Raw genomic sequence first — 22,856 nt, forward strand, 5'->3', positions numbered from 1 at the left:
CCTCCTTCCCTTGATTATACGGACAAATAGAAGGAAAAGGTTCAAAAATTTTAATGGGAAATCACTGCCCAAAGAACTCAATTGCGGATTAGTTGTGTTTGGTGGAGCGGTGTCTTTCCTCCGTTCGAGAACGTCTTTCGTTCGAAGAAGGGGTAGAATTGCCAGCTGAATGACTGGTATATGATTTTTCTTTCACGACATCTGTTTTACTTTGATGGTCATGTTCTCTTGAGACCGAATCATGAGTGGTAGAGTGTTCACCTTCACCCGAAATGGAATCCTGGCGGGTAGAGTGATCGTAGTCTCCTGTAACAGAATCATGCCGAGTGGAGTGGTCGTGGTTCTGGTAGTCGTTCGGGTACATGGACGAGTTTTCTGTTTTGTTGGAAAGGAACGTCCGGTAAACTTTATCCTGTAATTTTTCCGTCGCTTCAACGATGACGATGATTTTTCCATCTTTCAAATGGTTTTCGTACTGATGCGCATCTTTCTCAGACATCCCTGCTCCGACAAGTGCACCTACGATCCCGCCACCCCCAGCGCCTACACCTGCTCCTGTAAGAGCAGCAGCAATGGGTCCTGCGGCAGCAATTTGTCCGATGCCAGGGATGGCAAGGAGACCTAATCCTGCAATGAGTCCACCAATACCACCTAAGGCACCGCCAGATAATGCCCCTAGACCTGCGCCTTTTCCGGCTTTTTTACCCCGGCCGCTGTGATTAGATGTGACCGATGTATCCATTTCTTCTTCCAGCACATTGACTTTGCTTTTGTCTCTTGCAAAAACAGAGATGTCGTCCGATCCATATCCATGATGCTGTAAATCCGTAATCGCTTTTTCTGCTTGCCCTACTTTTGAAAAAACACCGCCTATGATTCTTCGATTCATAATGATGATCCTCCTTTAATTTTCCGTTAGTAGGTCCATACCCTTTCCAGCCACCTGTAACCTTTCTTGAACTAAAATAGTCTCTTAGTTGTGGTTCTGAAAAGATAGAGGGAGGCGTCATTCTTGCATGATTGTGTAAGCGTTGTCGGTTTTCTTTCTGTCCATTTGGGTAACATTTAAGGTAGGACTAAGATTACTCCATCGAGAGGCATAGAAAGGATGAAGAAAATGAAAGTACTTGTGGTTGGTGCAAATGGTCAAGTAGGGAAACATCTCGTCCAATTTATTCAAGAAACGGATGGAATGGAAGCGAGAGCCATGATCCGTAAAGAAGAACAAGCTTCTTATTTCAAGGAGCTTGGGGCGGAAACAGTCTTAGTGGATCTTGAAGAGGATACAAACACAATAGCTGAAGCTTATAATGGTGTGGATGCCGTCGTGTTCACAGCTGGTTCAGGTCCGAATACGGGAGCTGATAAGACCGTTCTGATCGATCTGGATGCTGCAGTAAAAACGATAGAAGCTGCGAAACAAAAAGGCGTGGACCGCTACGTCATGATCAGTTCGTTTGATACCACCCGTGAAGCCATTCAAGGTGCTCCTTCGTCATTCGCTCCTTATGTCGCTGCGAAACACTATGCGGATGATTGGCTGAGAAGAACGGATTTGGATTACACGATCATCCATCCTGGTATGCTTACCAATGATGAGGGAAGTGGCCAAGTAGAGGCTGCTGAAACCGTAGAAAGAGGCGAAATCCCCCGTGAAGATGTGGCTCGTGTAATTTTGTCTACATTGGAAAATAAGTCAACGATTGGCAAAGAGTTTCAAGTAGTTGGTGGGGCGAAACCGGTAAAAGAAGCCATACGCTCCCTTTAAAATAAATAGAAGAGTGTTTAAAGGGCAGTCAGATATCCTTCAGGCTGCCCTTTTATGGTGGTGGGAAAATATAAAATTTCGTGCCCTGAAGAAAGTGCTCCGAGGAACAATAGCCCTGTGTACAAATAAGCTTGGGAATGTGTCTTAACATGGTTGAGTAAGAAGGAGAAGGGTAAGGTAAATGAGAATCTATTTTTCTACTGAAACCTTCTTTTCCATATAGCAAGATTGAAAGGGGTGTAAAAGGTGACATCTGTGATTGAAACAGACGTACTGATTATTGGAGCAGGGCCGGCTGGGCTGATGGCTGCCAATGAGCTGCAAAAACGGAACATGGATTATATCTGCTTGGAGAAGCGGTCCCGTCCATCGGATCTCTCGAAAGCTCTTGGCATTCAGGCGAGGACGCTTGAAATGTTTGAACTTCTGGGCGTTCATCAGGAATTTTTGGAAAAGGGCTATCCGGGACCTGGTTCCAAGCTGCATCTCGGAGGAGAAAGACCTTCTGTGGTGGAACTCTATCATATCGATAGTCAATACCCGTATCTGCTTATTATTCCTCAAAGTGAGACCGAGAGTATATTAGAAGATCACCTTTCCTCATTAGGGGGGAGTGCTGACAGGGAACACGAAGTCGTGGAAGTCATGGAATCGGACGAAGGGGTGTATGTCACTGCGAAACATAACGGGGAACTGAAGAGGTATGTCGCCAAATACCTTCTCGCTTGTGATGGTGCTCATAGTAAAGTTCGCCAGGATTTGAATGTACCTTTTGAAGGGGAAGATGAAGGATACACCTTTTTCCTCGGGGATGTTGATGTACCTGCTCTGAATGAAATTTATATTAACATGCATTTGAATGACCGTGGGGCGGTTGCTTTCTTTCCATATAAAGATGGCAGCTACAGGGTAGTTGGAATGAATCGAGCCGAACAAGGACTTCCTCACCAGGATGAATTGTCTTTGCAAGATTTGCAGGAGCATTTGAATACAGTTTTGAAAGAGCCTTACCAAGTAGAGAACCCCAAATGGCTCTCTTACTTTGGGACCGCCCATCGTCAGGTGCCGAACTACAGGAAGGGGAACGTTTTCTTCGTAGGGGATGCGGCACATATCCATAATCCGATTGGCGGACAGGGGATGAATCTGGGTCTGCAGGATGCAGCAAATATTGTTTGGAAGCTGGATGACGTGCTTAACGGCCATGCGGATGATGCTTTTCTCGACAGCTACCATCACGAACGCGCTCCGATTGGGTTGGATGTACTGAAAGAGACATCGCGCATGCTTAAAATCATTGACCTTCAAGGGGCTCAGGGGAAAATGCGGAATTGGGCGGGCAAAGCGGCATTGACGCAGGACTGGGTGCAAAAGGAGATTGCCAATCACCTTTCCAATATTTACAACGAATATGAAGAAACCTCTAAAAACAAGTCTCTGCAAGACTCTTCTCTGTCTAAGGGAGCCATACGAGCGGGAGAACGGGTACCGGATCACCTTTTATTCTTTGATGGTTCCTATGATAAAAGTGTGTATCCTTTAATCCGGAGGTATGGATACATTTGCTTTATCTATATAGACGCACAAGATGAATCCTTCATTCATGAATCGTACAGTTTTTCCAAAAAGGTACAAGAAACGTATGGAGAACTTATCAAGGTTTTCCTTGTTGCTAAAGGAGGGACAGTGAGGACGGATGGTGATGAGCTTCCGATTATTTACGACGTGCACAGGCATTTAGGTAATAAGCTTGGTATGGAGAAAGGGCATACCCTTCTCATTCGTCCTGATGGTCATGTGGCTTTCCACGAATCATCTTCAGACCATGAAAAGATACTGGAAAAAGTAAGACAGTTTTTTAGTTAGTAGAGAGAAAAACATCAGGGAGAAAGCCTCTCCCTGATCGTGTAGACATTTATAAGAATTTATTAGGAAATCCCATCTGAGTTCTTAACTATGGATGGGATTTTTTGTATGGATTATAACTTCTATGTAACGGTTATGTCATCTCTTTAAATGAGTTTAACAGTTTTATGATAATGGTATATTTCTATCAAACATGTGTTATGATGAGTTTCGTCGTCATTTACAACGATTTGAAAAAATGATAGTATACGAGACTTAATGATGGAAAGACTGATAAAAAATTTGATAAAGGTTAAATCAACGGAGGTTTGATCATGCTTTCAAAATTTAAAATGAAAATGAAAGAGCCAGCGTTTAAGAAGAAAATAATGATTTATGCTGCCGTAATGGCGATCTTCTGGGCGAAGATGTACTTCATTCAAGGCGGTATTTTCACGCTTGATATTGAAAACGCCAATGAAGCGGCTATTCTGGCTTTTAATCCATTGAGCAGTATTTTTCTTTTATTCGGGGTAGGGATTATGCTTGCAGGCCGGAGAGGGCTGCTTGCCACGTATATCTTTGGCTCCCTTCTATTATATGTGAACGTTCTGTTCTACAGGGAATACAGTGACTTCCTGACGATTCCGATGTTAGGACAAGCTGCGAACCTTGCTGGTATGGGAGGAAGTATCACCAAAATCCTATCTGTGACAGACATTTTCTTGTTTGTCGATGTATTGATTGCTGCGTTCCTTCTCTTTTATCTGAAACCGGAACGCTTCCAAAGTTTCATGCCGAAACGAAAAGAAGGTCTGATTTTGGCGGTTATCGCGATTCCTCTGTTCCTTGTGAACTTAGGCTGGGCGACGACAGAACGTACGCAACTATTAGAGCGTGCTTTTGACCGCAACATGCTCGTGAAGTATATCGGTGTACTCAACTTCCACGCTTATGATATTGTCCTCCAGGGGCAAACAGAGGCGAAGAAGACGTTTGCCGACAGTAATGAACTATCGCCGGTTTTGAACTATATCAATGAACATAAAACAAATCCCAACAGTGAGATGACAGGAGTAGCGGAAGGGAAAAACGTCATTGCGTTGTCCCTTGAAAGTACGCAGACCTTTGTTGTCGACAATACGGTTAACGGAAAAGAATTGACGCCGTATTTCAACGACCTGAAGGAGGAAGGGGCTTACTTCAGCAACTTCTACCACCAGGTTAAACAAGGCCGTACGTCTGACTCTGAATTCTTACTTGATAATTCATTGTATGGACTGAACCGGGGAGCAGCTTTCTTCACTCATTCAGGAAACGAATACCAAGCGACTCCTGAAGTCTTGGGTGAAAAAGGATACTTCACCTCAACCATGCACGCCAATGATGAAACATTCTGGAACCGTAACGTCATGTACGATTCTCTGGGGTATGACGAATACTTCTCTAAAAAAGATTTCAACGTAACCGAAGAGAAGTCATACGGCTGGGGTTACCTGGATGAGTATTTCTTCAGTGACTCTTTAGATAAAATGGAACAGTTGGAACAGCCGTTCTACAACAAAATGATTTCGCTGACCAACCACCATCCGTTCACATTGCCTGAAGAGAAGAAGTATGTAGAAGAAGGTAATACGTCCAGTGAAACTTTAAACCGTTATTTCCAGACGATCCGTTATCAGGACGAAGCGCTGAAACAATTCGTCGAAGAATTTAAGAAATCCGATCTTTATGATGATACAGTCCTTGTCATTTATGGGGACCACTTCGGTATTTCCGAAAACCATAAGCAGGCAATGGGAGAGTATCTTGATAAAGACATCAATGATTACGAACAGTTTCAATTGCAGCGTGTGCCGCTTCTTATTTTAGGAGAAGGCATTGAACCGCAGGAAAATGACACCGTTGGTGGACAGGTTGACCTGCGTCCGACACTTATGAACCTTCTCGGGGTCAAAGACGAAAACCCTGTTCAATTCGGGCAGGATCTTTTCAGTGAAGATCGCCGCGAGATGATGGTCACCCGGGATGGGAACTTCGCCAATGAAAAATATGTTGGTGTGAATGGAAACTGTTATGACAGAGAAACAGGTGAACCCGTCGAAGAAGGAGAGGCTTGCGCGCCTGGCTTCAAGCAGGCAGAAGAAGAACTGGCCTTATCTGATTCTGTGGTTTACGGAGATTTACTTCGTTACCTTGACGAAATTGAAATGATTGAAGAAAAAGATACTTCAAAAGATAAGGAATAAACCATGAGCTTGCAGGGAATCCTCATTTCCCTGCAAGCTTTTTATTATCAATCACTTTTTCTTCTTACATATATGCGCCCGGTTGTGGAAGAATCAATTTCGAGACTTTTGTTGAGTTAATGGAGCTGCGGGGAATAGCTCGCTTTCCGCGGGAGCGCGGTGAGCCTCCTCGGACTACGTCCTGTGGGGTCTCACCATGCACTTTTTTCCCGCAGGAGTCTCGCCATTCCCCTCCGCCCCTTTGCCATATAAGTATCTCGAAACCACTTCCGGAAAAGGAAGCTTTTACTCCTAAGGAAAGTGAAGCAATGTGGATTCACCACCGCTATTCTCAATGATTAAGCCTGTTATAGAGCTCTTTATCACTATAGATTCAGGATTTGTGAAAAACACTCACACTCGGCAAAGGGAGTCGTTTATCACTTTAATCGTATGGGGTGGTTGGGAAGCTGCGAGACTCCCGTGGGAGAAAGGAGATCGGCGAGATCCCGCAGGGCGTAGCCCGAGGAAGCTCGGCACTCCCCCACAGGAAAGAGAGTAGCTTCCCAGCCACCCCTGGCGCTCAACACGATAACGGCCCCCGAAACATCTCGAAATTGAGTCTTCCGCAATCCTGCCATATCGTTTAATCATTTAAATAAGCAGGAGTAGATGATTGTTAGGCGAATATGTAAGCGAGAAGCCTTTTACGTTTAATAAAAATCTTTGAAAAGTGGGTGGAGATGATGGGAAGAGTTGTGCATTTTGAAGTTCATGTCGATGACATGGAACGAGCGAAGAAATTTTATGGAGAGGTCTTTGAATGGAAATTCGAAGACTGGAGTGAATACGCAGGAATGCCTTACTTCGGAGTGGTGACAGGGGCGGAAGATCAGCTTGGGATCAACGGAGCTTTAATGCAGCGCCAAAGTGCACCGCCAGAATTGAATCAGGCAGTGAATGGCTTTGCCTGTACAATTGGAGTGGAAGACTACGATGCGAGTGAAGCTAAAATCATGGAACACGGAGGCAAGGTCGCTCTGCCTAAATATGCCCTTCCTGGAATGGCGTGGCAGGGATATTACTTGGATACGGAAGGCAATATCTTTGGTCTCCATCAACCCGATGAAAATGCAAAATAAACCTAAAAGAACCCTTTAATCAAGGGTTCTTTTAGGTTTTTCTTCATCGTTTCCAGGATGGAGGTCTTTCTCCATCTTAACGTTGGTCGTTTTGTAAGAGAGGCTCTCGTACAACTTCCTTGCTACTGTGTTATGACCGAATACGTGCAGGCCGATTTTCTGAACCCCGATTTTTCTGGCTTCTTCTTCTGCCAGCCTCATAGCATTTTTTCCGTGTCCTTGTCCTTGATGTTCATCTGAAATCCGAATATCATAAATGAATGCTTTATCAGAGGACTGCTTACAAATCCACAGAGAACCTGCATTTTCTCCCTTTTCACTGAGGATCGTATATAGAAAATGATTTTCGGTATCCCTTCCATCAGGGAGCAGTTCTGCATGAGTGGTTCTGGCTTTTTCAAGCGCTTCATCCTCCGCCCAATTTCCCGCAGCCACCTTTTCCTTTGCATAGGCAGTGATGGAAAAATCATTGTAATTTAAAAATTCTTCTTCGGACATTCTGCGTAAAGTCGTCATTTGATTTTCCCCTTTATAAGTTATACTTTTCAATACGGTTAAGAATATGGAAAAGTTCCATTCATTAACGCAGGAGGGTAAGTTCTTCTTGGTGAAAGATACTACTCTTAGAGAAGTATGAAGGAGGTTGGATCGGATGAAATTAGTGGATATATATCGTGTTAAAACTTTTGTGGTTCCTGAATATGTGGACGCAGTGGTACAGGGGGTTCTCGGCATTGATGAGTTGAGGGTAGGAAACTACAAAAACGTGATGTGGCAGTCGAAGGACGGGATGGAGCAGTTTGTACCTGGTGAAGAGGCAGTTCCTACAGAGGGAGAGGCCGGAGAAAAAACCACTCTCACTTCACTTCGGATAGAATTTTCTATTCCAAGGGATGAAGCTTTACTAAGAAAGGTGATTGAGGAAGGGATTTACCCTTATCATCCATGGGATGAGCCGGTGGTTCAAGTCTCGGAAGAACGGGAAGCCAGAAAGTAATAGGAAAAGAAGGCTCGCTCAGTTATGGGCGAGCCTTCTTTTACCTTTTACCAATCTTCATCCATAAATGAAAAATATAAAAAAATGTAGAAAATAGTGATCCAATTTCATTTTCCTCTCGTTAGCTTGTTGAAAACAAATAAAAAATTAAAAGGAGAGGAAAAAATGAAACATTTAAAAAAAGTACTGGTACTGATGATGGCTCTTGTTCTTATTGTTCCTTCTGTTAGTATGGCAAACAACAGCGCAACGGTAAAAACACCAGCCTCTGAATTAAGAGCAAGTCTGGATCAATTACTATCTGAGCACTTTGTATTAGCAACGACATACATGATGAAATCTTATGATAATGCAGAAGACGCAGACCAGGTTTGGGAAAAGCTCGATCAGAATGCAAAAGACATGACCCCTGCGATTGCTTCCGTATATGGGGAAGAAGCAGCGGCAAAATTTGAAGAGATTTTCCGTGGACATAACGATTATTCGGATGGCTTTGTAGAAGCCGCTAAGAACGATGATGAAGAAGCCCGTGAGATGGCAGAGGCGGAAGTGGATGAGTTCGTGAATGAATTCAGTAGCTTTCTAGCAACGGCAACAGAAGGTAACCTTTCAGAAGAAACAGCTAAAGAAGTGCTTGCCGCTCACGAACAAGATGTAGTGAAAGTCTTCGATCACTATGTGAATGAAGAGTATGAGCAAGCCTATGCTACTTATCGTGAAGGATTTCAACGTATGTTCGACATCAGTAAGGCTCTATCCTCTGCGATTGTTACACAAATGCCTGATCAATTTGAAAATACAAGAGCAGATGCACCTGCAGCTGATCTTCGTTCCAATTTGAATGCTCTTGCTTCAGAACATTTTGCTTTAGCTGTATTGGAAATGCAGAAGGGTTATAATCAATCTGCGGATTATGATTTTGTGACATGGGCAGAAAATCAGCATACACAAGATTTCAAAGCAGCGATTGCTTCTATTTACGGACAAGAAGGTGCCGAGCAATTTGAACAAGTATGGCAGCAAGACCACATCAATGCACAATCTGATCTTGTTACCGCTGCACTTGAAGAAGATGAAGAAGCTAGAAAAATGGCAGAAGAAAGTTTGAAAATGTTCGCTAAAGACTTTGGTGCTTTCCTAGGATCCGCTACAGAAGGTAATCTTCCCACAGAATCGGCTACTGAAGCTGTATGGATGCACGAAGAGCAAGTCCTGAGTACATTTGATGCCTACGTAGAGGGAGATTATGAGGCAGCTTACACTTCTTTCCGCGAAGGGTATGGATTCATGTTCGGAATTGGTGAGACGCTTGGGGATGCCATCGTTAAACAGATGCCTGATCAGTTTAACCAGGAAATGATGCCGGAAGAGATGCCAGATACTGGATTTGGTGGTACAAGTGATCAAGGCCTTTCTACTTGGGTATGGGTAGCGTTCGGTCTCTTGGCTGCTGCTTCAGCAAGCTTCATTTATGTGAGAAAAGTGAATCAACAATAATAGACGGGGAGGGGAAGACATCTCTTCCCTTCCTTTAATCATATAGAGGTGAGCTTACTATGAAAATTGGATGGAGGCTGTATTTTACAGTTGTGGGTTTGGTTGCTATGGGGATGATTTCATATGAGATGAATGTGTGGACATTTGGATCTGAAACAGAGGCGAATCCTGATCTCGTAAGAGTGGAGAATGTCTCTCAAAGTTTGAATGTACAAGAAGCTTCTTCAGATGATAAAAGAGAAATATTGGATGGCGAATTTACGGTATTGAACAAAGATAAGGACCTCAATGATGAAAAGGTAGTGAAAGATAAGGAACAATCAGAGGCTGGAATTATACCTTCTCATATTCATATACCTTCCATTGGAGTGGATGCACCCGTCGAGGATGTGGGAATCTTGGATAATGGACAAATGGGGGTACCTGAAGATCCGCAGGCTTCCGGCTGGTTTGAACCGGGTACACAGCCAGGAAGCCGGGGGAACGCTGTCATCGCAGGGCACGTAGATAGTCGTACAGGACCTGCTGTTTTTTATGATTTGAAGAAACTTCAAAAAGGTGATGAAATCAAAATTCAGGACAAAGAAGGCGACGAAACGGTCTACATCGTGGAAAAGCTGGAAAGTTATCCGATGGAAGATTCACCGATAGAAAAGATCTTTGGAAGTACGAATGAGAAACGGTTGAATCTCATTACATGTACAGGGGAATTCGTTCGTGATCGCGGAGGGCACCAGGATCGGCTGGTCGTCTATTCTAAGTTGAAGGAACCGGAAATGGACCAAAAGGATATCACTCCTCCGGCCAAAGTCCAGGTACAAGGCACCTTCGTAACCTGGCATGCGGTTCGGGAAGATTACGTAGCAGGATACAGGGTGTATAAGAGTAAAGGCGGAGAAGATTTTCAAAAGGTGGCGAGCATATCCAAACATGAACGAAAAACCTATGTGGATGAAGCAGCTTCTGAACATCAGTATTATGTGACGACTGTTAATCAAGATGGGCAGGAATCTTCTCCTTCAGAGATTGTCGGACAAAAGTAACGATCTAAAAAGCTCCACACCTATATAGGTGTGGAGCTTCTATAGTTTTTTATTATTATAAAGTCAAAAGGAAGTGGCGTACGTTTCTTTTGACTTTTCTTTACGATTAAGTAGCCAAAAGTAAAGAAATAGTCCCCCGAATATCAAAACACTCTTCGTTATGAGGCTCGCTTCTTCGCTCAACGAAAGACTTTGGACAAGAATCTCTGGGATGATCATGATAAGAACAGTGATAATCATAATCCATGTCCTTGCCCAAAGGGAAGCTCCGATAAAGAAAGCGATTGTTAATAAGGCAGCGATTATGTTGCCGAGCGGTGAAAGAACAATAACCGGAGAATTGATAGCTTGATCAAGAGAGAGGACGGCGATGAAAAGAGAAATTTTTAGAAACCCAAAAACACTGATCAGTATATACTCTTTCTTTTTATCAAATTGATGTAAAGAGGTATAACGCAGGAGAGTGGCAAGAGAAAGAAGGTACACAACCATCAGGATAGGATAGCCGATCATTTGGATCATCGATAGTTGTGCACCCCCACTGATGATATCCCCTAATAAAAGATAGGAGAGTGTGCCGAAAACAAAGATGGTAAAGGCACTGAACAGCATACGGAAATCAAAAGGCATCTCTCTGGATACTTGTTCCATATATTCTTTTGGTGAGAGACCAATAATGTCGTCTACATTCTTTCCTTCCTTTTCAGCCTCTGTTAAATGGTCACGTAGTTCCTCGACTATTTCACGGGTTTCTGTTTCTTTTTTTCCACTGGAAATCAGGTAGAGGTGTAAACTTTCCAAAAACTTTTCACTCTTCTTTGATACATTCACTATGGGATTCCTCCTTCATTAATTTTGTAACACTGGTGGAAATAGCGTTCCAGTTACCTTTAAATGTTTCCAGTTCTCTTCTTCCGTGTTCTGTAATCGTGTAATACTTCCGCTTCGGACCACCGGAAGGGAGTTGTTTTTGACTTGTCTCGACAAGCCCTTGTTTTTTCATTCGCAAGAGGAGGGGATAGATACTGCCTTCTTTGACCATGGTAAATCCATAATGGTCGAGTTTTTCAATCATTTCGTATCCATAAGTTTCTCCTTTAGCGATGATGGAGAGGAGACAACCTTCTAGAATGCCTTTTAATATTTGACTGGAAGACAAAGTTTCACCACTTTCATAACTATATTGCATAACAAGATAGTGGGGTTTAAAAATAGCTTGCAATACAAGGTAGTTAAACTATACCACCATATTCCAATAGATTCCATATATTTTTAAAAAATAATCTGTAGAAAACATGAAAAAAAGCTGCCAACATAAACCAGGTGTTGGCAGCTTTCGAGTTACTTGCTTAATCCTTCTTTAATTGTATTTATGTTTGACTCCATCATGGATATATACGTATCACCTTCTTCGCCTGGTTCAGCTAAAGAGTCGGTGAAAACATCACCCATAATCGGAATATCGGTTTCATTCGAGACAGCTTCCATACTGCGCGGGTCGATACTTGTTTCTAAAAACAACCCTGTGATTTGTTTGTCATTGATGATATCTACGATTCTTGTAATTTGATTCGGTGTCCCTTGATTTTCCTGGTTGATTTCCCAAATGTATTCCGCCTGGAACCCATAGGCATCACTGAAGTATTTGAACGCTCCTTCACTTGTCACAAGTACGCGCTCTTCTTTTGGAATGTCATTGAACTGCTCGACGGCTTTGTCGTGTAACGCTTGAAGTTCAGCAATGTATTCTTCGGCATTCTTTTCATAGATATCTTTGTTCTCAGGGTCGACTTTGATGAGTCCATCTCTTGCATTTTCGGCATACTTGATTCCATTCCGGATATCCAGCCAAGCGTGAGGGTCCTCTTCCCCTTCATTTCCTTCTGAGGTTAAGTACATGGCTTCCACTCCATCACTCATAAGGAATACGGGCGCATCTTCACCGTCTTTACCTGCGGTTTCCATCAGTTTGTTGAACCAGGCATTTCCTGCTTCAAGATTGAGGCCATTGTAAAACACAGCATCTGCATCCGTGGCTTTCTTCACGTCTTCTGGTAACGGATCATACTCATGGGGATTGGAACCAATAGGCGCTAAACTGTGAATGTCGACGTGATCTCCGCCGATATTTTTTACAATGTCATAGACAATGGAGTACGTAGTTACGACTTGGACTTTCCCGTCCTCCTGTTCCGTGTTTCCGTTCGCTTCCTCTCCACCGCATGCTGCCAGCAGAAGCAGGGTGAAAAGAGTGGCTGCTAACAATAATAACTTTTTCTTCATCATGAAAATTCCTCCTCTTTTTTATCTATGAAAATTTTTATATTAAACAAGAGATGCTTTCTTCTTTCTTACTTTCAACATTCTCCATAACCACCCGTGTTTGGGGGAGAACAGGAAGACCAGCACAAAAATGGCCGTTGCTGCTATGACGATGGTCGCTCCTGAAGCCAGGTTATAGGTGAAACTGAAGTAAAGCCCTATGACAGAGGAAAGGACTCCGATTCCAGAAGCAAGGAAAATCATCACCCATAAACGGTCCGTCAAAAGGTAGGCAGCCGCTGCAGGTGTGATCAGCATCGCAACAACGAGAACGATTCCTACCGTTTGTAAAGATGCTACGGTTCCCATCGTTAGCAGAGTCATCAGGAAATAGTGAATCAGTCGTACGGGTAAACCGTAAGCCGCTCCCATCGTTTCATCGAACGAGGTGACCAGGAGTTCTTTATAAAAAAGGTACACAGCGGCTAAAATGACGACACCGATTCCGAGCGTAATCCACATATCAGAGGCTCTGACTGCAAGGACATTTCCGAAAAGAATATGATAGAGATCCGTGCTGCTTTTAAGCATTGTAATGATGATAATCCCTGCTGCAAAGGCTGCGGTGAACATGATGCCGATCGATGTGTCGTGTTTGATCCTGCTGTTCTGAGTGACGAATCCGATGGCAACCGCCGTAATGACGCCACTGAAAACAGCGCCGAAGAAGAAATTGATTCCGAACATATAAGAAATCGCGACTCCGGGCAGGACGGCATGAGAGATGGCGTCTCCCATGAGGGCCATTCCTCTGAGAATGATGAAACAACCGACCACTCCACAAATGATTCCGACCATAACCGATGTCAATAACGCTTTTTGTAAAAATCCATATTGCATAATTGCTTCAATAAAAGCCATCGCTTACACTCCTATCTCTTTCATAAAAGCAAACTGTCCCTGGTAGGCTTTTTCAATGATTTCTGTTTGGAAGACTTCCTGCACGGAGCCGAATCCAATCAATTCTTTGTTTAATAGAATGAGTTGATTGAAATAATCGTTGGCTTTGCTCAAGTCGTGATGCACGACGATGACCGTCTTTCCCTGGGAGCACAATTCTTTCAAAATGCGTACAATTGTCTCTTCACTCGATGCATCCACACCGACAAACGGCTCATCAAGGAAGAACAACTCAGCTTTCTGTGCAAGTGCCCTGGCTAAAAAGACACGTTGCTGTTGACCACCGGATAGTTCTCCGATCTGCCTTTTACTGAAGTCTTCCATACCGACCCTACCGAGACATTCCATCGCCCATTCTTTGTCTTTCTTTTTCGGGCGCTTGAATAATTTCAGATTGGGATAAGTGCCGATCAGGACCGCATCAAGGACGGTGATCGGGAAATCCCAATCGATATCATTCCGCTGAGGGACATAAGCGATTTTTTTCCTCACTTCTTTCACTGTTTTTCCAAGAATTCTAATTTCCCCTTTATCTCTTGGAATCAAATTCAACATGGCTTTTAAAAAAGTGGATTTCCCAGCACCATTTGGACCAATAATGCCGACGAGATTTCCTTGGTTCACAGTTAAGCTGACTTCTTTAATTGCTTCATTCCCATAGTACGAAACGTGCAGATTTTTGATGGATAGAGCAGCATTCGCCATCTTTTTTCCTCCTTTATCATGAATATCCCCATGATTATAAGGTTTAGATATACTCATGGATTTGTCGTATTATCACAAAAATTTGTTTTGTTCATTTAATTTTCCTTAGTGCAACTTTTTGGGTAAAAAAATAGTCCTTTTACTATATGGGTGGCAGCACAGAAAGTTGACAAAAATTGAAGATCGCTCAAAAAGTTTCCTTAGTGCAAAATATATAGGTCTAGCCAATAAAAGTCAACCGTTATTAAAAATCGAATTTGATTTTATATTGTTGAGAGGGGGATGAGAGGGAGGGGAAGGAATATATTGGATCATCTTTCACCCCATCATGGAAATGCTTGAGTTATGATACGGAATGCTCTGCTAATTTCGAGTAAGGATAATTATTCAAGATAAGAAAAACCATAATTAATAAAATGATTGATCATGACTGCCATCTCGCGCGGTGATTGATCCATATCTTTTTCAATCCAATCTTTGATGACATGAATGGCTCCACTGATGACAAAGGAGCTTAAGTACTCCGATTCATGTTTCTTCGTCACATGCTCGTCCATCCAATTGTTCCTCATGAATCCCCGCGTCAGATCCATCATCCGTTTTTCAAAAGTCGGAGCTGCTTCTTTATTTAGCAAGGTACGGAACATCAGCTTGTTTTCAATGATGTATTCCAATATCTTTTCAGTCATCTGAATAGATTCTTCTTCATGTTCGTAGTTATAGCTGTGCAGGTAGCGGTTCATGTCTTCTGTGATTTCCTCTTCGATTTTGCTGAGCAGGTCGTAATGGTCTGAGTAATGGGTGTAGAAGGTCGATCGGTTGATATCAGCAAGCGCGCATAATTCTTTCACAGTGATATCCGAAATCGGCTTTTCCGCAAGCAGGCTGATCAAGCTCTCCTTCAGCACTCTCCTTGTGTATTTTTTTCTGCGGTCTAGTTTTTCGCTCATGGTTATAGCCCCTTTTGTTACATTTCTGTGACAATCCAACACAAAATAGAGTTATGTTGGGAAACTGACGTTAGTTAAAAAACTGTTTGTTGAATATCCAACACGGTGTTAATAAAATGATAGAATGTATGAATGTCATTTGCAAGAGAGGTGAGGCCTTATTGGCTGGGCATCAAGAATAATTAAACATAAGAAAAGCATTGTCATTATTTTTATGATTTTAACCATTCTCAGTACGGTGGCGCAGTTCGGGGTATCGGTCAATTACAACATGGTCGATTATCTGCCGAAGAATTCTCCATCTATGGAAGCTATGGAGTTGATGGAGGAAGAGTTTGATGAGCCGGTAGAGAATACCCGGGTCCTGGTCCGGGACATCTCCGTTACCGAGGCACTAAGTTATAAAGAAGAACTCGACTCGATTGAAGGAGTCACCAATGTGATTTGGCTCGATGATGTCATCGATATGAAAGTACCGCTCGAAATGGCAGACCCGGATACCGTGGAAACGTATTACCAGGGTGATTCGGCCCTTTTTTCTGTGACCATTGAAGAAGGGTTCGAAGTGGAAGCGACCGATGCCATTTACGATTTGATTGGCGAAGAAAATGCTGTGGCAGGGGAAGCGGTCAACACGGCGGTCTCCCAGAAGATGGCGGGCAGTGAGTCGATGTACGCGGCTGCACTACTTGTTCCGATCATTATCCTCATTCTGATTTTGTCTACGACATCTTGGATGGAACCGGTCTTCTTTTTAACGGCGATTGGCGTTTCTGTCCTGATCAACCTGGGGACGAATATTTTCATTGGAGAAGTGTCGTTTGTTACGCAGTCTGTCGCACCGATTTTACAGCTCGCGGTGTCGCTTGATTATGCGATCTTCCTGCTGCATAGCTTTTCGGATTATCGAAAAGAAGTGTCCGATCCGAAAGAAGCGATGCACCTGGCGATGAAACGGTCGTTCCCGGCGATCATCGCCAGTGCGTCGACGACCTTCTTCGGATTTACGGCTCTTACATTCATGGACTTCGGCATCGGGGCAGACTTAGGTCTCAACTTGCTGAAAGGTATCCTGTTGAGTTTTCTCAGCGTCATGATTTTCCTTCCAGCTCTTACGTTGATGTTCTATCACTGGATTGACCGTACCCAGCACCGCCCGTTCGTTCCGAATTTCAAAGGGATCGGCAGACGAGTCATGAAATTCCGTATTCCGAGTTTGATCTTTGTCATTCTGATCATCGTTCCTGCCTTCTTGGCGCAAAGTGAAACTTCATTCATTTATGGAACAGGCGAACATCCTGAAAACACACGGGCAGGCCAGGATGCGAGAGCGATTCAGGAGGAGTTCGGGAAGAACATGCCGATGGTTCTGCTCGTCCCTGAAGGCGATCGTGCCAAAGAGGAAGAGCTTGTACGGGAGTTGGAGGACCTTCCGCTTGTTTCCAGTGTCATCTCCTACGTCAACATGGTCAGCCCTGCCATCCCGCCCGCTTATTTGGAGGAGTCGGTCACGGAGTCGTTTTATTCGGAGAACTATGCACGGATTACGCTATACACCGAAACGGATGCCGAAGGGGAAAAAGCATTTTCTCTCATAGAGAAAATCAAGGAAACGACCGGGGAATATTATGATGAAACGCATATGCTCGGTGAGAGTGTCACTTTGTATGATATGAAAAACATCGTCCAGGACGATAACCGGCTCGTCAATATTTTGACGGTCGTGACAGTAGCGCTGGTGCTTCTGCTCACGTTCCGGTCAATTTCGATCCCTGTCGTTCTTCTGGTGACGATTCAGGCTTCCGTATGGATCAACTTATCGTTCCCGTACTTTATGGATACGTCGCTTGTATATGTCGGATATCTCTTAATCAGTACCATCCAGCTTGCGGCGACGGTGGACTATGCGATCTTGTTTACGGAAAACTATAATCATTTGAGAAAAGAAATGCCTGCTCTGGAGGCAATTAAGAAGACGATCGATGATAAAATTTTCGCGATTTTCGTATCAGCGGCCATCCTGTCGAGTGTCGGATTCATTTTATGGATCACATCCACTAATCCGATTGTATCTTCCATCGGATTGTTGTTAGGACGGGGAGCTCTGCTTGCCTTCCTCATGGTTGTGTTCGTGCTTCCGGCCCTGCTAGTGATCTTTGACCGTGTGATTAAGAGAACGACTTGGAGAGCTAATTTTTATAAGGAGGAAAAGTGAGGATGAGATTTAAACGTGCGACAGCGCTGTTCACAGCATTTCTTCTCGTCCTGCCGACTGTTCCTGTATCGGCAGAAGACAACGGAAAAACAGAGCCTGCAGCGAAAGGCTCCTACTCGGAAAAGCATGAAGTCGTGTACACCACGCTCGATGCTTCCGGCAATCAAGAAGAAATGTACGTCGTCAACAATTTTACAATTGAAGAGCCTGGAAAAATCGTCGATTACGGGCCTTACACAAGTGTCCAGAATCTGACGGATGTTACAGAAATTGAGCAGCAGAATGAAAAAGTCGAATTGAAAGCTGAAGAAGAAGAGTATTACTATCAAGGCAATTTAGAAGACAAACCTCTGCCATGGAATATCGATGTTTCCTATCAATTAGATGGAGAAGCCATGAATCCTGAAGAGCTGGTCGGAAAAGACGGCAAGCTCAATGTGAGTATTGATACATCGAAAAATGAAAAGGCGGATGAGAGCTTTTTCAACAACTACTTGATGCAAATCACGATGAAGCTGGATTCCATGATTTATGAAAACATTCAAGCTCCTGAAGGAACGGTCGCAAACGCCGGGAAAGACCGGCAAGTGACATTCACTGTCATGCCTGAAAAAGAAGGAAGTTTCACTCTGACGGCGGACGTCACCGATTTGGAGATGGAAAGCATTGAATTTGCAGCGATTCCATCCTCCATGTCCATTGACGCACCCGATATTGGCGGAATGAAGAACGACATGGGCTCATTATCGAATGCCACCGCTGAAATCAACAAAGGTGTTGGTGAACTCAAAAATGGAATCTCTGAACTGAATGATGGCGCAGCAAACTTGTATGACGGATCAGAACAATTTAACAGCGGCATTCAAGGGGTAAGCAATGGTTCAGCAGAGCTTGTGGAAGGTTCCGCTTCCATCAAGAACGCACTGCAGCAGATGAACGAGGCTGTCGCTTCTGGATCTGGCGAAGTGAACGTAAGTGATTTTGCCAAAATGGAAGAGGGCTTACGTCAGCTGTCTGCAGGTTTGAATGAAGCTGAAAAAGGATTGACGAATCTGAAGGATCAGTACAGCCAAGCCCATCAGGCGTTGAGTCAGTCCATCGAAGCCATTCCTGGGTATCAAATTTCTGAACAGGAAATCCAGGCTTTACGTGAGAGCGGGGCTGACCCGGAAGTCGTTAATAAGCTTGTAGAAACATACCAGGCCGCTCAAACCGCAAAAGGAACGTACGGTAATGTAAAAGAAGCGTATCAGGCCGTCACTCCGGCTTTGGAACAGAGTGCCGGTTCATTGAATGAAATGAGTACAAACCTGAACACGATGGCCGATCAAATCGGTACCAGTATGGAAAATATGAATATTGGGGACTCTGTCAAACAATTGCAGGAAGGTTTACAGTCACTTTCATCGAAGTATGGAGAATTTCACGCTGGACTAAAGGAGTACACAGGTGGTGTTGACCAGTTGGCAGGTTCTTATGCAGACATCCACAGCGGCATTGGAAGTCTGACAAACGGAACTTCTGAGCTCGAAAGTGGAGCTGCGGAACTTCATGAAGGCACATCCGAATTAGCGTCCAGCACCAGTGATTTACCTGGTCAGATGGATTCAGAGATTGAACAGATGGTCGAAGAATACGATAAATCCGATTTCGAACCAGCTTCCTTCGTTTCCGAGAAGAATGAAAAGGTTGGATCGGTGCAGTTCGTCATTAAAACGGAAAGTATTAAAAAGGACGAAGAACAAGAAGAGGCACCAGAGAAAGAAGAAGAAAAGAGCTTCTGGGATCGCTTGCTGGATTTGTTCAGGTAAGGAGGAGTCTTCTCTCAATTTTAGTTGAGGGAAGGCTTTTTTTGTTGGTCGCGCCAAAGGGAGAGCGGGTCGCGCCAAAGGGAGAGCGAGTCGCGCCAAAGGGAGAGCGAGTCGCGCCAAAGGGAGAGCGAGTCGCGCCAAAGGGAGAGCGAGTCGCGTCAAAGGGAGAGCGAATCGCGCCAAAGGAGGTGCGAATCGCGCCAAAGGGAGATGCAAATCGCAACAAAATATCGCGCTGATGAAAAAGGATAAAATCCTGATCAGTGCCTCATGATAAAACGAGTTATTTTTATATTCAAATGATTATTTGATTATTATCATTGACGAGGTTGAAAGAAAAGGCATACACTATAATTAAACATTAAAACGATTATTTGAATGAAGGTGAATATATTGAGTGAAAAGGTTATGAAGAAAACGCCCAAAGATACGTGCGACACTTTTTGTTATGACGAAGAACTTGTGCAAAGAGTCCAGCCGAAGGTGGAGGAAGTTCTTGGTGTAGAGTTGATTTTCAAAGCCCTGTCTGATGCCACGCGCTTGAAAATTGCCTATGCCTTGACTCTCGAAAACGAGCTCTGTGTGTGTGATGTAGCGAATATTATTGGTTCAACGACAGCGACTGCTTCGCATCACCTCCGATTACTACGAAATATGAAATTAGCTAAATACCGTAAAGAAGGGAAGCTTGTTTTCTATTCTTTGGCTGACGAGCATGTGCATCAGTTGGTTTCTATTGCGATTCAACACTCGAAAGAAGTATAGAGAGAAAAGAGGTGAGAGGAATGAGTGAGGAGAAACAAGCGAGCTGCTGTTCAAGTTCGGAAGAGGTTTTAAAAAGTGAAGCGATGTCTTGTTGTAGCAGTGCTGAAGAAGAACAAGAGACGGAAGTAACGTGTTGTTCCAGTTCCACCGCAAAGGAAGAAGTGGAGGCGGAAACGACCTGTTGCTCCAGTGCTACTGAAGAACAGGAGGCGAATTCCGCTTGTTGTTCTAGTGATAAAAAGAGCAAAGAAGCGCTCCAGCACTCTTGTTGTGGAAGTGAGCAGCCAGAGGTTTCATGCTGTACCACAGACGCAGGTGTTGAAAAATCAGAAGGTTCAAACGTAGTGAAATTCGATGTCAAAGGCATGGACTGTCCTTCTTGTGCCACCACGATTGAAAAAGGCCTTCAGAAAATCAACGGGATTCAAACGGTTAACGTTCAGTACGGGACAGGGAAGATGACAGTAGGTGCTGAGAATGAATCCCTATATGAACAAATACCGAAGCATATTCGTAAATTAGGGTTTGAAGCGGAACGGGTGAATCGCCAGCAGAATCAACAAACCTATAGAATAGACGGGATGGATTGTGGTTCTTGTGCCATGACGATTGAAAAGCATTTGAGCAAAAATCGTGCGGTCCAGGATGTGCAAGTCCAATTTTCAACTGGGAAGATGCAGATTCAGCATACGACCTCTCCGAAAGAAATTATTAAAGAAGTAGGCAGGGCCGGGTTTCAAGCTTTCTTGGAAGGAAAAGAAGACAGCTATAATCAGAAAGCTGACAAATCTAAAAGCCTCTCAACAACGACTTTTTCCGGAGTGTTCCTTGGTCTTGGATTTATAGGTTCGTTTACAAGCATCCCCGCAGAATTCATAACGGCTTTTTATGCGGCGGCCATTCTGATTGGCGGGTTCAAGCCTGCAAGAAGTGCTTTTTATGCCATCAAGAGCGGTTCTTTGGATATGAACGTCCTCATGGCATCGGCAGCGATCGGTGCTGCTTTAATCGGGGAATGGTTTGAGGGGGCCATGGTCGTCTGGCTGTTTGCATTAGGCAATACACTCCAAAACCGGTCGATTGAACGGACAAGAGAATCGATCAGAAGTTTAATCAATCTCACTCCTAAAGAGGCTACAGTCAAGTCAGGCAACGAACTCATCCGTAAAGCAGTAGAAGAGGTTGGGGTTGGGGAAGTGATCATCGTTAAACCAGGAGAGAAAATTCCTTTGGATGGTGATGTGGTGACCGGCACATCCAGTGTCAACCAAGCACCGATCACGGGAGAATCTTTGCCTGTAGATAAAGAAGCGGGAGATCTAGTTTATGCAGGGACTGTGAATGAAAGTGGATCGTTGGAAATTGAAGTTACGAAGCTCGTAGAGGATACAACAATCGCTAAAATTATTCACCTCGTGGAAGAGGCTCAAGAAAAAAGAGCGCCCACCCAGGCTTTCGTCGACCGTTTTGCGAGAGTCTATACGCCGATTGTTTTCACCCTCGCTCTGTTGGTCATGGTCCTTCCGCCTCTCTTCGGTTTTGGTACCTGGGGAGAATGGCTGTATAAAGGGCTCGCTTTACTTGTGGTCGCCTGTCCTTGTGCTCTTGTTATTTCTACACCAGTCGCGATTGTTTCCGCTATCGGAAATGCCGCTAAGAATGGTGTCCTCATCAAGGGCGGCACGTTTTTGGAAAAGGCCGGAACCATCAAAGCCATCGCTTTCGATAAGACCGGGACGCTGACAGAAGGACGTCCAAAGGTTTCTGAAGTGCTGGCTATTGGCGTAAGTGAAGATGGGCTGATCCGTATAACGCGGACCATTGAGGAATATTCCACCCACCCGATTGCTCAGGCGATTACGACATATGCCACCGAACGAAACATCGCGGCGATGAATGGGGAAAACTATCAAACCATCGCCGGAAAAGGGGCCAAGGCGGAGTTGGATGGCACAGAATATTATGCTGGAAGTCCGAAGTTGTTTGAAGATATGAATGTACCTCTTACTGATTGGAAAGATCAAATTGCTGAGTTCCAAAAAGAGGGTCATACCATCGTGGTTGTAGGGACTTCAGCCAAGGTTCTAGGCGTTATCGCTGTGGCTGATACCATCCGTGACATCACCGTTCAGTCGATTCAAAAGCTGAAGCATGTGGGGATGCAGGAAATGGTGATGCTCACAGGGGATAATAAAGGAACCGCTGATAAGATAGCCAGAGAAACAGGTGTGGATCGTTATTTTGCTGAGCTTTTACCAGAAGATAAGGTTTCAGCTGTGAAGAAGCTCCAAGCGGAAGGCAAGAGTGTAGCCATGGTAGGAGATGGAATTAATGATGCCCCGGCTTTAGCTACCTCTGATCTTGGGATCGCTATGGGCGGAGCGGGAACGGATACCGCTATGGAAACCGCAGATATTGTTCTGATGGCTGATAATCTGGAGAAACTTCCTCACACGATTCGTTTGAGCAGGAAAGCGTTGAAGATTATTAAACAGAATGTGTGGTTTTCCTTAGTTACGAAGCTCGTGGCACTGATGCTTATCTTCCCAGGTATCCTGACTTTATGGATGGCTGTGTTAAGTGATACGGGAGCAGCTTTACTTGTCATTCTCAACAGTATGAGACTATTAAGAAATGAATAATAAAAAAGGTGCGATCCTAGGATCGC

Annotated in this window: 19 protein-coding genes; 11 read left to right on the forward strand and 8 right to left on the reverse strand. The window is 44.1% G+C overall.

Going from position 1 to position 22,856, the window contains the following annotated elements; translation table 11 throughout:
- Nucleotides 1-88: 88 nt before the first annotated feature.
- Nucleotides 89-889, reverse strand: coding sequence for a general stress protein (locus J0K78_RS10840; protein WP_206946893.1), 801 nt, complete (start codon nt 887-889; stop codon nt 89-91).
- Between the two features lie 228 nt (nt 890-1,117).
- Between J0K78_RS10840 and J0K78_RS10845 the strand changes: the two genes are divergently transcribed.
- The 4 genes from J0K78_RS10845 to J0K78_RS10860 all read left to right on the forward strand — a co-directional run bounded on the left by J0K78_RS10845 (nt 1,118) and on the right by J0K78_RS10860 (nt 6,983).
- Nucleotides 1,118-1,768 carry an SDR family oxidoreductase gene (locus tag J0K78_RS10845; RefSeq protein ID WP_206947251.1) on the forward strand — a complete coding sequence of 217 codons (651 nt, stop codon included), beginning with the start codon at nt 1,118-1,120 and terminating at the stop codon, nt 1,766-1,768.
- Nucleotides 1,769-2,014: 246 nt separating this feature from the next.
- Nucleotides 2,015-3,634 carry an FAD-dependent monooxygenase gene (locus J0K78_RS10850; protein WP_206946895.1) on the forward strand — a complete coding sequence of 540 codons (1,620 nt, stop codon included), beginning with the start codon at nt 2,015-2,017 and terminating at the stop codon, nt 3,632-3,634.
- Between the two features lie 314 nt (nt 3,635-3,948).
- Nucleotides 3,949-5,862, forward strand: a complete 1,914-nt coding sequence (locus J0K78_RS10855; protein ID WP_206946897.1) for an LTA synthase family protein — start codon at nt 3,949-3,951, stop codon at nt 5,860-5,862.
- Nucleotides 5,863-6,587: 725 nt separating this feature from the next.
- Nucleotides 6,588-6,983, forward strand: a complete 396-nt coding sequence (locus tag J0K78_RS10860; protein WP_160915924.1) for a VOC family protein — start codon at nt 6,588-6,590, stop codon at nt 6,981-6,983.
- Nucleotides 6,984-6,998: 15 nt separating this feature from the next.
- On the opposite strand, the gene J0K78_RS10865 is transcribed toward J0K78_RS10860, so the two are convergent.
- The gene (locus tag J0K78_RS10865; RefSeq protein WP_206946899.1) at nt 6,999-7,499 is read right to left on the reverse strand and encodes a GNAT family N-acetyltransferase; all 501 of its coding nucleotides are present in this window, start codon (nt 7,497-7,499) and stop codon (nt 6,999-7,001) included.
- A gap of 136 nt (nt 7,500-7,635) precedes the next feature.
- On the opposite strand from J0K78_RS10865, the gene J0K78_RS10870 reads away from it, so the two are divergent.
- The 3 genes from J0K78_RS10870 (at nt 7,636) to J0K78_RS10880 (ending at nt 10,520) form a co-directional block, all read left to right on the forward strand.
- Nucleotides 7,636-7,980 (forward strand): YqfO family protein, encoded by a 345-nt coding sequence (locus J0K78_RS10870; protein WP_206946901.1) that lies wholly within the window; start codon nt 7,636-7,638, stop codon nt 7,978-7,980.
- A gap of 165 nt (nt 7,981-8,145) precedes the next feature.
- Nucleotides 8,146-9,477, forward strand: coding sequence for a copper amine oxidase (locus J0K78_RS10875; RefSeq protein ID WP_206946903.1), 1,332 nt, complete (start codon nt 8,146-8,148; stop codon nt 9,475-9,477).
- A 59-nt stretch (nt 9,478-9,536) separates the two neighbouring features.
- Entirely contained in the window at nt 9,537-10,520 is a 984-nt protein-coding gene (locus tag J0K78_RS10880) for a class F sortase (protein WP_206946905.1), read from the forward strand.
- A gap of 63 nt (nt 10,521-10,583) precedes the next feature.
- Here the strand turns inward: J0K78_RS10880 and J0K78_RS10885 are convergent, their stop codons facing one another.
- From J0K78_RS10885 to J0K78_RS10910, 6 genes are all read right to left on the reverse strand, one after another.
- Entirely contained in the window at nt 10,584-11,351 is a 768-nt protein-coding gene (locus J0K78_RS10885) for an HAAS domain-containing protein (RefSeq protein ID WP_206946907.1), read from the reverse strand.
- Nucleotides 11,329-11,679 carry a PadR family transcriptional regulator gene (locus J0K78_RS10890; RefSeq protein ID WP_206946909.1) on the reverse strand — a complete coding sequence of 117 codons (351 nt, stop codon included), beginning with the start codon at nt 11,677-11,679 and terminating at the stop codon, nt 11,329-11,331. The genes J0K78_RS10885 and J0K78_RS10890 overlap by 23 nt, the downstream gene beginning before the upstream one ends.
- A gap of 182 nt (nt 11,680-11,861) precedes the next feature.
- Nucleotides 11,862-12,803: a metal ABC transporter solute-binding protein, Zn/Mn family gene (locus J0K78_RS10895; protein ID WP_370551115.1), complete on the reverse strand. Its 942-nt coding sequence runs from the start codon at nt 12,801-12,803 to the stop codon at nt 11,862-11,864.
- Between the two features lie 42 nt (nt 12,804-12,845).
- Nucleotides 12,846-13,703 (reverse strand): metal ABC transporter permease, encoded by an 858-nt coding sequence (locus tag J0K78_RS10900; RefSeq protein WP_206946912.1) that lies wholly within the window; start codon nt 13,701-13,703, stop codon nt 12,846-12,848.
- A gap of 3 nt (nt 13,704-13,706) precedes the next feature.
- Nucleotides 13,707-14,447, reverse strand: coding sequence for a metal ABC transporter ATP-binding protein (locus J0K78_RS10905; RefSeq protein ID WP_206946914.1), 741 nt, complete (start codon nt 14,445-14,447; stop codon nt 13,707-13,709).
- A 383-nt stretch (nt 14,448-14,830) separates the two neighbouring features.
- Nucleotides 14,831-15,397, reverse strand: coding sequence for a TetR/AcrR family transcriptional regulator (locus J0K78_RS10910; RefSeq protein ID WP_206946916.1), 567 nt, complete (start codon nt 15,395-15,397; stop codon nt 14,831-14,833).
- A 214-nt stretch (nt 15,398-15,611) separates the two neighbouring features.
- On the opposite strand from J0K78_RS10910, the gene J0K78_RS10915 reads away from it, so the two are divergent.
- From J0K78_RS10915 to J0K78_RS10930, 4 genes are all read left to right on the forward strand, one after another.
- On the forward strand, nt 15,612-17,612 hold the full coding sequence (locus J0K78_RS10915) for an efflux RND transporter permease subunit (RefSeq protein ID WP_206946918.1): 2,001 nt from the start codon (nt 15,612-15,614) through the stop codon (nt 17,610-17,612).
- 2 nt (nt 17,613-17,614) lie between these two features.
- Nucleotides 17,615-19,423 carry a methyl-accepting chemotaxis protein gene (locus J0K78_RS10920; protein ID WP_206946920.1) on the forward strand — a complete coding sequence of 603 codons (1,809 nt, stop codon included), beginning with the start codon at nt 17,615-17,617 and terminating at the stop codon, nt 19,421-19,423.
- 408 nt (nt 19,424-19,831) lie between these two features.
- Nucleotides 19,832-20,188, forward strand: coding sequence for an ArsR/SmtB family transcription factor (locus J0K78_RS10925; protein WP_206947252.1), 357 nt, complete (start codon nt 19,832-19,834; stop codon nt 20,186-20,188).
- 20 nt (nt 20,189-20,208) lie between these two features.
- Nucleotides 20,209-22,830 (forward strand): heavy metal translocating P-type ATPase, encoded by a 2,622-nt coding sequence (locus J0K78_RS10930; protein WP_206946922.1) that lies wholly within the window; start codon nt 20,209-20,211, stop codon nt 22,828-22,830.
- The last annotated feature ends 26 nt before the right edge of the window (nt 22,831-22,856 follow it).

This window comes from Halobacillus sp. GSS1 (genome assembly GCF_017307035.1).
Taxonomy (GTDB): Bacteria; Bacillota; Bacilli; order Bacillales; family Halobacillaceae; genus Halobacillus; species Halobacillus litoralis.

Bases quoted from the DNA above. Each gene is read 5' to 3' on its own strand.
- J0K78_RS10855 (WP_206946897.1), top strand. From the start codon at position 3,949: ATGCTTTCAAAATTTAAAATGAAAATGAAAGAGCCAGCGTTTAAGAAG.
- J0K78_RS10910 (WP_206946916.1), bottom strand. From the start codon at position 15,397: ATGAGCGAAAAACTAGACCGCAGAAAAAAATACACAAGGAGAGTGCTG.
- J0K78_RS10865 (WP_206946899.1), bottom strand. From the start codon at position 7,499: ATGACGACTTTACGCAGAATGTCCGAAGAAGAATTTTTAAATTACAAT.
- J0K78_RS10870 (WP_206946901.1), top strand. From the start codon at position 7,636: ATGAAATTAGTGGATATATATCGTGTTAAAACTTTTGTGGTTCCTGAA.
- J0K78_RS10880 (WP_206946905.1), top strand. From the start codon at position 9,537: ATGAAAATTGGATGGAGGCTGTATTTTACAGTTGTGGGTTTGGTTGCT.
- J0K78_RS10840 (WP_206946893.1), bottom strand. From the start codon at position 889: ATGAATCGAAGAATCATAGGCGGTGTTTTTTCAAAAGTAGGGCAAGCA.
- J0K78_RS10930 (WP_206946922.1), top strand. From the start codon at position 20,209: ATGAGTGAGGAGAAACAAGCGAGCTGCTGTTCAAGTTCGGAAGAGGTT.
- J0K78_RS10905 (WP_206946914.1), bottom strand. From the start codon at position 14,447: ATGGCGAATGCTGCTCTATCCATCAAAAATCTGCACGTTTCGTACTAT.
- J0K78_RS10875 (WP_206946903.1), top strand. From the start codon at position 8,146: ATGAAACATTTAAAAAAAGTACTGGTACTGATGATGGCTCTTGTTCTT.
- J0K78_RS10915 (WP_206946918.1), top strand. From the start codon at position 15,612: ATGATTTTAACCATTCTCAGTACGGTGGCGCAGTTCGGGGTATCGGTC.
- J0K78_RS10920 (WP_206946920.1), top strand. From the start codon at position 17,615: ATGAGATTTAAACGTGCGACAGCGCTGTTCACAGCATTTCTTCTCGTC.
- J0K78_RS10925 (WP_206947252.1), top strand. From the start codon at position 19,832: ATGAAGAAAACGCCCAAAGATACGTGCGACACTTTTTGTTATGACGAA.
- J0K78_RS10900 (WP_206946912.1), bottom strand. From the start codon at position 13,703: ATGGCTTTTATTGAAGCAATTATGCAATATGGATTTTTACAAAAAGCG.
- J0K78_RS10895 (WP_370551115.1), bottom strand. From the start codon at position 12,803: ATGAAGAAAAAGTTATTATTGTTAGCAGCCACTCTTTTCACCCTGCTT.
- J0K78_RS10845 (WP_206947251.1), top strand. From the start codon at position 1,118: ATGAAAGTACTTGTGGTTGGTGCAAATGGTCAAGTAGGGAAACATCTC.
- J0K78_RS10860 (WP_160915924.1), top strand. From the start codon at position 6,588: ATGGGAAGAGTTGTGCATTTTGAAGTTCATGTCGATGACATGGAACGA.